Raw genomic sequence first — 12,885 nt, 5'->3', positions numbered from 1 at the left:
ACAGCCTTGCTCCGCTGCTCTACCCTTGGAGTTCCACTCGGACGCTGCTTGCCGGAGACCTGATGATTTTCCGCCGTTCCGGGCTGTTGCTGACCCTGGTCGTGTTCACGGGCGTCGCCCACGCCGAAAAGCTGCTGCTGGAAGGCACCCTGGGCCAGGCTGCCGTGGTGGTCGAGGTCGATCCCACCGCCAACGACGAAGCCTATGGCCGCTACTTCTATGACCGCTATCGCCGCGACCTGCGCCTGAGCGGTCCGGCGCAAGCGGGTGATCGGCTGAGGCTGGAGGAGGGCGCACCCTGGCAGGACGGGCCCAAGGCGCATTGGACCCTGACGCGAGGCGCGGATGGCCACTGGACCGGTACCTGGAGCGGCGACGGCAAGACCTTGCCGCTGAACCTGGCGCCGCTGCAGCTGGTAGACGCCGCTGCCACCAGCCCCTATCAGCGCAGGCTGCGCCAGGACGATCCCTACGAATTCCGGCGTCTCCAGGGCTTGACCCTGGCGCAGGGCGAACGCCAGACCTTCATGGGCCGCGGCCTGCGCTGGTGGCGCGAGCCCGTTTCCGGCATGCGCCTGTTCACCGTGGAGGGCGCCAGCGAGGCGGCCAATGCCAAGCTGCGCGAGCGTCTCTGGCAGGAGGTGGCCGCGCACCTGAGCTGTATCGGCAGCGACGGCGACCACCGCCTGAAGGTGACGCCCCAGCTGATCACCGAGCGGCTGCTCAGCGTCAACCTGTTCAGCGAATACAGCTGCAGCGGCGCCGCCCACCCGGATTTCGGCAGTGCGCCCCTGACCCTGGACCTCCAGAGCGGGCGCGAGCTGGCGTTGGAAGACCTGCTCTGGCTCGGCCGTGGCCAGCCGATTCGCCCGGCCGCGGACGACCGCTATTCCCAGGCGCTGGCGGATTATCGGGAGAAGACCCTGGCACCCTGGGTGGTCCGGCTGTTCACCCGCCTGTATCCCCGGCTGCTGCGGGCGCCGACCAAGGGCGACGGCTGCAACTACCGCAGCGCCGACGTCTGGCAATTCGCGCCCTGGTACCTGACGCCCAAGGGCCTCTATCTGGGCCCGACCTTCTACCGCGCCGCCCGCCACTGCGACGAACCCGGCGGCACCCTCATCCCCTACGCCGAGGTGCGCAAGCATCCAGGGCCCTTGGCCGAATTGCTGCCGCGCTAGGGCACATGGGGGTGCCGGGTAATGTTGGGCTTCGACGATGGAGCCGTCTCAACCCAACCTACAAGACGTCCGTAGGTTGGGTTGAGCGCCAGCGAAGCCCAACATTGCCAAGCAGGAAGCCGCTAATCGTCGGCGATCAGCCGCTTGCCCAGGGTGACGACCTCGGCTTCCACATAACCCAGGGCCGCATAGAAACCGATGATCGCCGCGTTATCCCGGCGCACCATCAGCTGCAGCTTGGGGCAGCCCCGTTCGATCAGCAGGCGTTCGGCAGTTTCCACCAGGCGGCGGGCGTGGCCCTGGCGTTGGTACTCCGGTGCCACTGCCAGGTAATAGAGCCAGCCGCGATGGCCGTCATTGCCGATCATGGCGCTGGCCATGAGGGTGCCGTCCACCTCGCCCACCAGGAACAGCTCCGGTTGCTCGGCCAGCTTGCGCTGGATGTCGCGGTAGGGATCGTTCCAGGGGCGGATCAGACCGCAGGCCTGCCAGAGGTCGACCACGGCCTCGGTGTCGGCGAGCTGGAAAGGGCGGATGTGCATGGGAGGCAGCCTGTAGCGAGGCAGGAGTGTGTTGGGCTTCGCGCTGGAGCCATCACAACCCAACCTACGGGACTTTCGTAGGTGGGGTTGAGCGTTAGCGAAGCCCAACACCATAGCACCAAGCCAAAGATGTTGGGCTTCGACGACGGAGCCATCTCAACCCACCTACGGGACTTACGTAGGTGGGTTGAGCACCAGCGAAGCCCAACATTACCGCACCAAGCCAAAGATGTTGGGCTTCGACGCTGGAGCCGTCTCAACCCAACCTACAGGACTTCCGCAGGTTGGATTGATCGCCAGCGAAGCCCAACGGCGCCGTTGGCCTAGAGGAAGTTCTCCGCATAGTGGCAAGCCACCTGGCGAGCCTCCACGTTGCGCAGGGCCGGGACCTCGGTCTTGCACTTCTCCGTCGCATAGGGGCAACGACGGTGGAAAACGCAGCCGGGTGGCGGATCCAGCGGGTTGGGCAGCTCACCCTGGATGCGGATACGCGGCTTGCTCGGGTCCGGGTGCAGGCTCGGGGTGGCCGACAGCAGCATCTGGGTGTAGGGATGCAGCGGCCGCTCGAACAGCCGATCGCGACTGGTCTTCTCGACGATGCAGCCGAGGTACATCACCATCACCTCGTCGGCGATGTGGCGCACCACCGAGAGGTTGTGGGAGATGAACACATAGGCCGTGCGGTACTGCTGCTGCAGGTCCATGAACAGGTTGAGCACCTGCGCCTGGATCGACACGTCCAGCGCCGAGGTCGGCTCGTCCGCCACCAGCACCTTGGGCTGCAGCATCATGGCGCGGGCCACGGCGATGCGCTGGCGCTGACCGCCGGAGAACATGTGCGGATAGCGCTGATAGTGCTCGGGTCGCAAGCCCACCTGCTGCATCATCGCCTGCACCTTCTCGCGTCGTTCGGTGCGGGAGAGGCTGGTGTTGATCTGCAGCGGCTCGGCCAACTGGTCGCCGATCTTGCGCCGCGGGTTGAGCGAGGCGTAGGGATTCTGGAACACCATCTGCACGTCGCGGCGCAGCTCCTTGCGCCGCGCGGCGTCGGCCTGGGCGACGTCCTGGCCACCGATGATCAGGCTGCCGGCGGTGGGCTGTTCGATCAGCGTCAGGGCGCGGGCCAGGGTGGACTTGCCACAGCCGGATTCACCCACCACGGCCAGGGTACGCCCGGCCTGGAGGTCGAAGGAGACGCCATTGAGCGCCTTGACCGTGGCGCTGTCCTTGAACAGCCCGCGGGAGACTTGGTAGTGCTGGGTCAGGCCCTTGGCTTCGAGCACGAGGTGCTCGGGCGCCTGCTCCGGAGTGGTGGAGCGGGCGAGGACGGTGGCTTCAGACGGCGCCATGGCGATCCTCCGGCAACTGGCTGGGACGTTGATGTTCGGGCAGCACCTCGGGCACCTCGCCCGGGGCGACGTTGCGCGGGAAGAAGCAGCGCACCGCACCGCGGTCGTAGGGTTCCAGCGCCGGGCGCTCCTGGCAGCGCGGCTGCACATAGGGGCAGCGCGGGCTGAGCAGGCAACCGGCGGGACGGTCGTAGCGACCGGGCACGATGCCCGGCAGGGTGTGCAGGCGATCCGTCTGGCTGTGCTCGGGAATGGCCGCCAGCAGGGCTTCGGTGTAGGGGTGGGCGGGGGCATCGAACAGCGTCGGCACCACGCCTTTCTCCACCGCCTGGCCGGCGTACATCACCACCACCCGCTGGGCGGTCTCGGCCACCACGGCGAGGTCGTGGGTGATGAGGATCAGGCCCATGCCTTCATCGCGCTGCAGATTGACCAGCAGCTCCATGATCTGCGCCTGGATGGTCACATCCAGGGCGGTGGTGGGTTCGTCGGCGATCAGCAGGCGCGGCTCGGCGGCGATGGCCATGGCAATGGCGACGCGCTGGCTCATGCCCCCGGAGAGTTGGTGCGGATAGGCATTTAGCCGGCTGGCGGCGGCCGGGATCTCGACCTTTTCCAGCAATTCCAGGGCGCGCTGGCGGGCCTTGCCACCCTTGAGGCCGAGGTGCTGGCGGATCACCTCTTCCAACTGGAAGCCCACGGTGTAGCTGGGATTGAGCGCCGTCATTGGGTCCTGGAAGACCATCGACAGCTCCTTGCCGATCAGGTGCCGCCGGCGGCGGCCCTTGAGGCTGAGCAGGTCCTGGCCGTCGAAGGCCAGGCGGTCGGCGGTGATGCGGCCGGGGTGATCGATCAGGCCCATCACGGCCATCATGGTCACCGACTTGCCGGAGCCGGATTCGCCGACGATGGCGACGATCTCGCCCTGATCCACCGTGAGATCGAGGCCTTCCACCACCGGCGGGGCGTCGGTGCCGCCGAAGCGCACCGAGAGGTTCTGGATTTCGAGGAGGCTCATGACTGCACCTTCAGACGCGGATCGAGGGCATCGCGCAGGCCGTCGCCCATCAGGTTGATGGCCAGCACGGTGAAGAGGATGGCGAGACCCGGCAGGGTCACCACCCACCAGGCGCGCTCGATGTAGTCGCGGGCCGAAGCCAGCATGGTGCCCCACTCGGGAGTCGGCGGCTGCACGCCGAGGCCGAGGAAGCCCAGGGCGGCGGCATCCAGGATCGCCGAGGAAAAGCTCAGGGTAGCCTGGACGATCAGCGGCGCCATGCAGTTGGGCAGCACGCTGACGAACATCAGCCGCAGGGTGCCGGCACCGGCCAGCCGCGAGGCGGTGACGTAGTCGCGGTGCAGTTCGCCCATCACCGCGGCGCGGGTCAGGCGCACGTAGGACGGCAGCGAGACGATGGCGATGGCCACCACGGTGTTGATCAGGCCTGGGCCGAGGATGGCGACGATGGCCACGGCCAGCAGCAGCGAGGGCAGCGCCAGCATGATGTCCATCAGGCGCATGATCACCGGACCGGCGCGGTTGGGCGAGAAGCCGGCGACCAGGCCGAGCAGGATGCCCGGGATCAGCGAGAAGACCACCGAGGCGAGGCCGATCAGCAGCGACAGCCGGGCGCCATGGATCAGCCGGCTGAGGATGTCGCGGCCCAGCTCGTCGGTGCCCAGGGGGAACTGGCTCTGGCCGCCGTCCAGCCACAGCGGCGGGGTGAGCATGAAGTCGCGGAACTGCTCGCTGGGCGCATGGGGCGCGACCCAGGGCGCGAAGAGCGCGCAGAACACCACGATGACCATGAAGATCAGCCCGCCAAGGGCGCCCTTGTTGCGGGCGAAGGCATGCCAGAACTCCTTGAAAGGAGAGGGGTAGAGGGCGCTCGGGTCTTGAGCGGCCGGGGTGTTTACCGTTGTCATAGGCTCTGTCCGTGCGGGCGCATCAACGCTGGTGGCGGATGCGCGGGTTGACCAGGCCGTAGAGGATGTCCACGACGAAATTGACCAGGATGACCAGGGTGGCGATCAGCAGGATGCCGTTCTGCACCACCGGGTAATCCCGGGCGCCGATGGCCTCGATCAGCCACTTGCCGATGCCGGGCCAGGAAAAGATGGTCTCGGTGAGCACCGCCCCGGAGAGCAGGCTGCCCACCTGCAGGCCGAGCACGGTCAGCACCGGGATCAGGGCGTTGCGCAGGGCATGGACGAAGACCACCCGCGCCGGCGACAGGCCCTTGGCCCGGGCGGTGCGCACGTAGTCCTCGCGCAAGACCTCGAGCATGGCCGAGCGGGTCATGCGGGCGATCACCGCTAGGGGGATGGTGCCCACCACGATGGCCGGCAGGATCAGGTGCTTGAGGGCGTCGACGAAGGCGCCGGGCTCGTCGGAGAGCAGGGTGTCGATGAGCATGAAGCCGGTGCGCGGGGGGATGTCGTACAGCAGGTCCAGGCGCCCCGAGACCGGGGTCCAGCCGAGCTGCACCGAGAACAGCATGATCAGCAGCAGGCCCCACCAGAAGATCGGCATGGAATAGCCGGTCAGGGCCAGGCCCATCACCCCGTGGTCCACCGTGGAGCCGCGCCGGAGGGCGGCGAGGATGCCGGCCAGCACGCCGAACACGGTGGCGAACAGCATGGCCGCCACCGAGAGTTCCAGGGTGGCCGGGAACAGGGTCAGGAATTCGTCCCAGACGCCGACGCGGCTGCGCAGGGATTCGCCGAGGTTGCCCTGGGCGAGGTTGCCGACATAGTCGAAATACTGCTGGTACAGGGGCTTGTCGAGGCCCAGGCGGTGCATGGCTTCGGCGTGCATCTGCGGATCGACGCGGCGTTCGCCCATCATGACTTCCACCGGATCGCCAGGGATGAGGCGGATCAGGGCGAAGGTCAGCAGGGTGACGCCGAAGAACGTCGGTATCAGCAGCCCGAAGCGACGGGCGATGAAGGCGAGCATCGGAGGGGGTATCTCCTCTTGAGGCTGATCAAGACGGCGCGAGTACGTGCCCGGCCGCGTTTTTGCTTCAGACCTTGTGGGTCTGGATTCGTCCCTGGCGGGACCGTCCTGGTCCGCGACGAACGACCCTGGTGCGAGGCAGGGTCGTTCGGTCCTACGAGAAGGTTCGAAGAGCGCTCTGGACCGGCGCTCCAAACCCGGCAGACTACCACGTTGCCACGGGTGCCGAAATCCTCGACATCGCCAGGGCTTCGCCGGTGTTCGCGACGCGATCCCGGCGAGATGCCGGTCACGCCGCCCAGCCTGCCGGGTTTCGCCGTCACAGCAGGTTGAACGGTAGGGTGGAGACCAGGCGCAGCTCCTTGACGTTGCCGTCGACCTGGTTCTGGCTGGCGCGATGGTCGGTCAGCAGCAGGCGGAAGCGACTGTCCTTGAGCGTGCCCTGTTGCACCTTGTAGGTGGTGACCAGGCCGATCTCGTGGTGCTTCTCGCCATCCTGCTGCAGCACCTCGGCATAGTTGGCGTACTTGCCGGCGCCAGCGTCGTAGTGGGTGCCGTCGATGTCCCAACCTTTGGCGTACCAGAGACCGGTGCTCAGGCCGGGCACGCCGAAATAGCTCCAGTCGGTCTCGTAGCGGATCTGCAGCGACTTCTCGTTGGGGCCGTTGTAGTCCGAGACCAGCGAGTTGGCCAGGTAGATGGCGGCGGTCTCGTGGGCGTAGTCGAAGTATTCGTTGCCGTCGATCTGCTGGTAGGCCAGGGTCAGGCTGTGGGCTTGGTGGCTGCCGGTGAACGCCAGGCTCCAGGCGGTGTTGTCGATGTCGCCGGCCTTGGCGCTGCCGGCGTCGACGGTGCGATAGGCGTTGGCCACGGCCTTCCAAGCGAAGGTGTCGAGGTTACCGCTGGCCTGGGTGATGCTGAGGAAATACTGGTTCCAGACGTCTTCGAAGTTGGCGCCATAGACGCTGACTTCCCAACCCTGGGGCAGCTTGTAGTTGCCACCGAGGAAGCTCAGGCGGTCGGCGGTGATTTCGCGGGTGCCGTACTCGGTGGTCCACTTCTCGTCGCCGGCGCCGGTCCGCGGGCTGACGCGGGTGAAGCTGCCACCCTGCAGCGAGAGGTTGTCCCATTCGTCGCTGGTCACGGCGAAGCCGTCGAAGCCGGAGGGGAAGGGCCGGTTGTCGTTGTAGCTGATCACCGGGGTGTCGAGCATGAAGCGGCCGACCTTGAGCTCGGTGTTGGAGACGCGGAAGCGCGCATCGGCGATGCCCAGCTTGGACCACTCGGCCTGGCCCTCGCCCTCGGCGTTGGCCAGGGTGCGGTTGCCGCCGCCACCGATCCGGCCCTTGCCGCGTTCCAGGTTGGTGGCCTGGTAGCCGGCCACGTCGATGCCGAAGCCCACCGGGCCCTGGGTGTAGCCGGAGCTGTACTTGAGCGCCGTGGCCTGGACCCAGGTGTTGCGCGAGTGGGTGCGCACCCGGGTGCCATTCTTGGTGTAGCTGAAGATGGGATCCGAGCTGGTTTCCCGGGCGAAGAAGTTGCGCGTGGTCAGGGTCAGGCTGTCATCGGCGAAAAAGCCCTTGGCGCCTTCCTGGCCCTTCACCGGCTTCTGCACGTTGGGCAGGGTCTGGACTTCGTTGGCATAGCTCGGATCCTCGGGCGCCGGCGACTGGGCATGGGCGGCCAAGGCCAGGGTGAGCAGGGAAAGGGCGAGGCCCCCACGGTGGACGTTGGTCATTGGCTGTGCTCCAAAGCGGTCGTTTTTCTGTTTTTTTGGGCGTTTTCGGCACGACCGATCCCGTCACGCCGAAAGACGGCGCGAGGCGGGAAAGGTCGTGGGTCGGGCCGCCCGGGCCCGGTTCGGTCGCGGCGTCAGGCGCCGATCAGTCGAGGGTTACCGTGGAGAAGTCGTAGATGCCCAGCGGACTCTGCACATAACCCTGCACCTTGGGCTGCAGGACATCGGTGAACAGCGGGTGGGCCAGCGGCAGCCAGGGCATCTGCTGGTGGAAGATCTGCTGGGCCTGCTCGTAGAGGGCGGCGCGCTGGGCCGGATCGTTGATGCGCTTGGCCTGCTCGATGGCGTCGTTGAAGGCCTTGTCGCACCAGAAGGCGCGGTTCTCGCCGCTTTCCGCCGCCGCGCAGCTGAGGTTGTTGGTGAGGAAGTTGTCCGGATCGCCATTGTCGCCGGTCCAGCTCATCATCAGCAGGTCGTGTTCGCCTGCCTTGGTACGCTTCTGGAATTCACCCCATTCGAACTGGGTGATCTCGGCCTTGATGCCGATCTTGGCCAGGTCGCCCTGGATCAGCTGGGCCACCAGCGCCGGACTGCCGCCCGGACCGCTGCCGGTACTGATGTAGTACTTGAGGGTGAAGCCGTCGGGGTAGCCGGCTTCCTTGAGCAGCGCCTTGGCCTTTTCCAGGTCATGGGGCCAGGCCTTGATGTCCTTGGCATAGCCCAGCAGCGAGGAGGGATAGGGGTTGATGGCCGCCTTGGCGGCGCCTTCGCCGAACACCGTCTTCAGGTAGTTCTGCTGGTCGAAGGCCATGGCGATGGCCTGGCGCACCCGCACGTCGCTCAGCGGCTTGTGCTTGGTGTTCATCGCCAGGAAAGAGGTGGTCTGGCTTTCCACCTGGGCCAGCTTGAGGTTCTTGTCCTGCTTGAGCATCGGCAGGTCCTGGGGCTTGGCGGTGAGGGCGATCTGGCACTCATTGTTGCGCACCCGCTGGATGCGCACGTTGGGATCCAGGGTCACCGCCAGCACCAGGCCGTCCATCTGCGGCTTCTTGCCGAAGTAGTCCGGATTGACCTTGTAGCGGGTGTTGGAATCCTTGGCATAACGCTGGAAGACGAAGGGACCGGTGCCGATGGGCTTCTGGTTGATGTCGTCGGTCTTCTTGCTGGCCAACAGGCTGTCGGCGTATTCCTTGGACAGGATGGAGCCGAAGGCCATAGCCAGGTCGGCGAGGAAGGGCGCCTCGGGCTGGTTGAGGGTGAAGCGTACGTGGCTGTCGTCCACCTTGTCGATGGACTTGATCAGGGTGCCCATCTCCATGGCGGCCGCATAGGGATAGCCGCTGGGGGAGAGGTTGTACCAGGGGTTGTTCTTGTCCAGCATGCGCTCGAAGCTGAACACCACGTCGTCGGCGTTGAAGTCGCGGGTGGGCTTGAAGTATTCCGTGGTGTGGAATTTCACTCCTTTGCGGAGGGCGAAGGTGTACTGCAGGCCATCGGGGGAGACCTCCCAGCTTTCGGCCAGGCCCGGCTCCAGCTCGGCGGTGCCCTGCTTGAATTCCACCAGGCGGTTGTACAGCGGCGTCGCCGAGGCGTTGAAGGTGTAGCCGGAGGTGTAGCGGCCCGGATCGAAGCCTTCCGGATTGGCCTCGGTGCAGACCACCAGCGGCCGGGCCAGGGCGGCCGTGGCGCTGAGGCAGAGCAGGGCGGCGAGGGACAGCGAGAATAGCGGCTTGGACACGAAAGGTTCCTCGTGAAAGGCCCGCCGGGCGGGCCGGACAGGGTTTAGCGGTCGAGGCTTACGCCATAGAAACCGGTGACGCCGAAGGGATTGATCTTGAAGCCCTGCACCTCTTTGCGCATGGGCTGGGACACCACCGAGTGGGCCATGGGGCTCACCGGCATCTGCTGGCGAATGATCTGTTGCGCCTGCTCGTAGAGCCGGGTGCGCTCGGCGCGGTCGTTGCTGGTCTTGGCCTGCTGGATGAGGGCGTCGTAGTCCTTGTCGCACCAGCGCGCATAGTTGCTGCCGCCGATGGCGCTGCAGCCGTAGAGCACGCCCAGCCAGTTGTCCGGATCGCCGTTGTCGCCGGTCCAGCCATAGGTCAGCACATCGTGTTCGCCGGCCTTGGCTCTCTTGATGTACTCGCCCCATTCGTAGCTGACGATCTTGGCCTTGATGCCGACCTTGGCCCAATCCTGCTGAATCATCTGCGCCGACTGGCGGGCGTTGGGGTTGGAGGCGCGCTGCACCGTCATGGCCCAGAGGGCGATCTCGGTACCGTCCTTGACCCCGGCCTGCTTGAGCAGGGCCTTGGCCTTTTCCGGATCGTAGGGGGCGCTCTTGATGGTTTTGTCGTAGGACCACTGGTTCGGCGGAATGACGTTCTGCGCCACCTGGCCAGCACCCTGGAACACCGTGTCGACGATGGCCTGCTTGTTGATGGCCATGTCCAGGGCGCGCCGCACCTCGGGCTTGTCCAGCGGCGGATGCTGGACGTTGTAGGCGAGGAAGCCGACGTTGAAACCCGGCTGCTGCAGCACCTTCAGGTGCGGATCCTGCTTCATCTCCACCAGGTCCGCCGGACGCGCATAGCCGCTGACCTGGCATTCGTCGGCCTTGAGCTTCTGCAGGCGGGTGGCGGCATCGGGGGTGATGGCGAAGATCAGGTTGTCGAGCTTGACGTCCTCGGGTTTCCAGTAATCGCGGTTGCCCTTGAAGCGGATCACCGCATCCTTCTGATAGCGGCTGAAGACGAAGGGACCGGTGCCGATGGGCTGCTGGTTGAGCAGCTCCGGCTTGCCCTGCTTGAGCAACTGGTCGGCGTACTCGGCCGATTGAATCGAGGCGAAGCTCATGGCCAGGTCGGCGGCAAAGGCGGCATCGACCTGGTTCAGGGTGAAGACCACGGTATGGTCGTCGGTCTTGGCCACCTTGGCGATGTTCTGGTCCAACCCCATGTCGGTGAAATAGGGGAATTCCGTGGGATAGGCCTTACGGAACGGCTGCTCCTTGTCGAGCATGCGCTGGAAGGTGAAGACCACGTCGTCGGCAGTGAAGCCGCGCGTGGGCTTGAAGTAGTCGGTGGTGTGGAATTTCACGCCCTGGCGCAGGTGGAAGGTATAGGTCTTGCCATCCGCGCTCACGTCCCACTTCGTAGCCAGTCCGGGTTCGAGGGTGGTGCCGCCACGCTGGAACTGCACCAGGCGGTTGAAGACGGTTTCGGCCGAGGCATCGAATTCGGTGCCCGAGGTGTATTGCGCCGGATCGAAACCGGCCGGGCTGGCTTCCGAGCAGTAGACGAGGTTGCTCGCCGCCTGGGCGAGTGGAGCACAGGCGAGCAGGCTCGCCGCCAGCAAGGAGTAGGCGTAGGGAAGGCGCATGGGATTCACTCCATCAGTCAAATGAACGGCCAGGGCCGGGCGTCTGGCGCCCGACCCTGGCCAACAGGCTTCACTTGCTGACGCTGACGCCGTAGAACTCGTTCAACCCGAAGGGGCTGATCTTGTAGTCCTGGACTTCCTTGCGCATCGGCTGATAGACCGTCGAGTGCGCGATCGGCGTGATCGGTACCTGCTGCTTGAGGATCTGCTGGGCCTGCTCGTAGAGCTTGGTGCGCTCGGCCTGATCGGTGGTGCGCTTGGCGGACACGACCAGGTCGTCGTAGGGCTTGTAGCACCAGCGGGAGTAGTTGTTGCCGCCGATGGACTTGCAGCCGTAGAGGGTCGCCAGCCAGTTGTCCGGGTCGCCGTTGTCGCCGCTCCAGCCGATCAGCATGATGTCGTGCTCGCCGGCCTTGGCGCGCTTGTTGTACTCGCCCCATTCGTAGCTGACGATCTTGGTCTTGACGCCGATCTTGCTCCAGTCCTGCTGCAGCATCTCCGCCATCAGGCGCGCATTGGGGTTGTAGGGACGCTGCACCGGCATGGCCCAGAGGGTGAACTCGGTACCGTCCTTGAAGCCGGCTTCCTTGAGCAGGGCCTTGGCCTTCTCCGGATCGTAGGGCGCGTCCTTGAGGGACTTGTCATAGGACCACTGGGTCGGCGGCATGCCGTTGACGGCCACCTGGCCGGCACCCTGGTAGACGGCGTCGACGATGGCCTTCTTGTTGACCGCCATGTCCAGCGCCTGGCGCACCTTGAGCTTGCCCAGATCGCCATGCTCGGTGTTGTAGGCGATATAGCCGTCGTTGAAGCCGGGCTGCGACGGCATCTTCAGATTCGGGTCCTTCTTCAGCCCGTCCAGGTCCGCCGGGCGTGGATAGACGGTGATCTGGCATTCGCCGGCCTTGAGCTTCTGCATCCGCACCGAGGCATCGGTGTTGATGGAGAAGATCAGGTTGTCGACCTTGGCACCCTCGGCCTTGTCCCAGTAGTCCGGGTTGGCCTTGTAGCGGATCACCGCATCCTTCTGGTAGCGGCTGAAGACGAAGGGACCGGTACCGATGGGCTTCTGGTTGATCTCGGCGGGCTTGCCGGCCTTGAGCAACTGGTCGGCGTACTGGGCCGACTGGATGGAGCCGAAGCTCATGGCCAGGTTCTGCAGGAAGGCCGCATCCACCTCGTTGAGTGTCATGCGTACGGTATGGTCATCGACCTTTTCCACCTTGGCGATGTTCTGGTCGAGGCCCATGTCGGTGAAGTAGGGGAATTCGGTCGGGTAGGCCTTCCGGAACGGCTGGTCCTTGTCCAGCATGCGCTGGAAGGTGAAGAGCACGTCATCGGCATTGAGGTCGCGGGTCGGCTTGAAGTAGTCCGTGGTATGGAACTTCACGCCCTGGCGCAGGTGGAAGGTATAGGTCTTGCCATCCGCGCTGATGTCCCAGCTCTCGGCCAGGCCGGGAATGACCTTGGTACCGCCCCGCTCGAACTGGGTCAGGCGATTGAAGACGGTTTCCGCTGAGGCATCGAAGTCGGTCCCCGTGGTGTATTGCGCCGGGTCGAAACCGGCGGGGCTGCCTTCGGAGCAGAACACCAGGTTGGCCGCCTGGGCCAGGGGCGCACCGGCCAGCAGACCGGAAGCGAAGAGGGCAGCGAGTACGTTCTTGTGCATGGAGACCTCATGTCGGGGACGACGCACCGCGCTGTGGCGATGCGAAACAGAATGCCGATGTCTTGT

At 65.5% G+C, this 12,885-nt stretch carries 10 protein-coding genes; 1 reads left to right on the top strand and 9 read right to left on the bottom strand.

Translation table 11 applies throughout. The features are described 5' to 3' along the window. The first annotated feature begins 62 nt into the window (after nt 1-62). On the top strand, nt 63-1,181 hold the full coding sequence (locus tag ACYJP6_RS05460) for a hypothetical protein (RefSeq protein WP_459474010.1): 1,119 nt from the start codon (nt 63-65) through the stop codon (nt 1,179-1,181). A gap of 122 nt (nt 1,182-1,303) precedes the next feature. Here the strand turns inward: ACYJP6_RS05460 and ACYJP6_RS05455 are convergent, their stop codons facing one another. The 9 genes from ACYJP6_RS05455 to ACYJP6_RS05415 all read right to left on the bottom strand — a co-directional run bounded on the left by ACYJP6_RS05455 (nt 1,304) and on the right by ACYJP6_RS05415 (nt 12,819). Beyond that, entirely contained in the window at nt 1,304-1,723 is a 420-nt protein-coding gene (locus tag ACYJP6_RS05455) for a GNAT family acetyltransferase (RefSeq protein WP_459474009.1), read from the bottom strand. Between the two features lie 323 nt (nt 1,724-2,046). After that, complete coding sequence (locus ACYJP6_RS05450) at nt 2,047-3,072, bottom strand: peptide ABC transporter ATP-binding protein (protein ID WP_459474007.1); 1,026 nt, start codon at nt 3,070-3,072, stop codon at nt 2,047-2,049. Then, nucleotides 3,059-4,090 carry an ABC transporter ATP-binding protein gene (locus ACYJP6_RS05445; RefSeq protein ID WP_459474005.1) on the bottom strand — a complete coding sequence of 344 codons (1,032 nt, stop codon included), beginning with the start codon at nt 4,088-4,090 and terminating at the stop codon, nt 3,059-3,061. Before ACYJP6_RS05445 ends, ACYJP6_RS05450 begins: the two co-directional genes overlap by 14 nt. Beyond that, a complete protein-coding gene (locus ACYJP6_RS05440) occupies nt 4,087-4,998 on the bottom strand; it encodes an ABC transporter permease subunit (protein ID WP_145004518.1) in 912 nt (303 codons plus the stop codon). Before ACYJP6_RS05440 ends, ACYJP6_RS05445 begins: the two co-directional genes overlap by 4 nt. Nucleotides 4,999-5,020: 22 nt before the next feature. After that, nucleotides 5,021-6,031, bottom strand: coding sequence for an ABC transporter permease subunit (locus ACYJP6_RS05435; protein ID WP_145004521.1), 1,011 nt, complete (start codon nt 6,029-6,031; stop codon nt 5,021-5,023). A gap of 319 nt (nt 6,032-6,350) precedes the next feature. After that, entirely contained in the window at nt 6,351-7,769 is a 1,419-nt protein-coding gene (locus ACYJP6_RS05430; protein ID WP_459474003.1) for an OprD family outer membrane porin, read from the bottom strand. Between the two features lie 145 nt (nt 7,770-7,914). Beyond that, the gene (locus tag ACYJP6_RS05425) at nt 7,915-9,507 is read right to left on the bottom strand and encodes an ABC transporter substrate-binding protein (RefSeq protein ID WP_459474001.1); all 1,593 of its coding nucleotides are present in this window, start codon (nt 9,505-9,507) and stop codon (nt 7,915-7,917) included. A gap of 44 nt (nt 9,508-9,551) precedes the next feature. Then, on the bottom strand, nt 9,552-11,150 hold the full coding sequence (locus ACYJP6_RS05420) for an ABC transporter substrate-binding protein (protein WP_459474000.1): 1,599 nt from the start codon (nt 11,148-11,150) through the stop codon (nt 9,552-9,554). Between the two features lie 70 nt (nt 11,151-11,220). Next, complete coding sequence (locus ACYJP6_RS05415) at nt 11,221-12,819, bottom strand: ABC transporter substrate-binding protein (RefSeq protein ID WP_459473998.1); 1,599 nt, start codon at nt 12,817-12,819, stop codon at nt 11,221-11,223. Between the last annotated feature and the right edge of the window lie 66 nt (nt 12,820-12,885).

Source organism: Pseudomonas sp. No.117, assembly GCF_054558395.1.
Note: the sequence above shows the minus strand (reverse complement) of the source record. Positions and strands in the feature narration are given on the sequence as shown.

Excerpts from the sequence above, each read along its gene's own strand:
- ACYJP6_RS05460 (WP_459474010.1), top strand. The coding sequence starts at position 63 with ATGATTTTCCGCCGTTCCGGGCTGTTGCTGACCCTGGTCGTGTTCACG.
- ACYJP6_RS05455 (WP_459474009.1), bottom strand. The coding sequence starts at position 1,723 with ATGCACATCCGCCCTTTCCAGCTCGCCGACACCGAGGCCGTGGTCGAC.
- ACYJP6_RS05450 (WP_459474007.1), bottom strand. The coding sequence starts at position 3,072 with ATGGCGCCGTCTGAAGCCACCGTCCTCGCCCGCTCCACCACTCCGGAG.
- ACYJP6_RS05445 (WP_459474005.1), bottom strand. The coding sequence starts at position 4,090 with ATGAGCCTCCTCGAAATCCAGAACCTCTCGGTGCGCTTCGGCGGCACC.
- ACYJP6_RS05440 (WP_145004518.1), bottom strand. The coding sequence starts at position 4,998 with ATGACAACGGTAAACACCCCGGCCGCTCAAGACCCGAGCGCCCTCTAC.
- ACYJP6_RS05435 (WP_145004521.1), bottom strand. The coding sequence starts at position 6,031 with ATGCTCGCCTTCATCGCCCGTCGCTTCGGGCTGCTGATACCGACGTTC.
- ACYJP6_RS05430 (WP_459474003.1), bottom strand. The coding sequence starts at position 7,769 with ATGACCAACGTCCACCGTGGGGGCCTCGCCCTTTCCCTGCTCACCCTG.
- ACYJP6_RS05420 (WP_459474000.1), bottom strand. The coding sequence starts at position 11,150 with ATGCGCCTTCCCTACGCCTACTCCTTGCTGGCGGCGAGCCTGCTCGCC.
- ACYJP6_RS05415 (WP_459473998.1), bottom strand. The coding sequence starts at position 12,819 with ATGCACAAGAACGTACTCGCTGCCCTCTTCGCTTCCGGTCTGCTGGCC.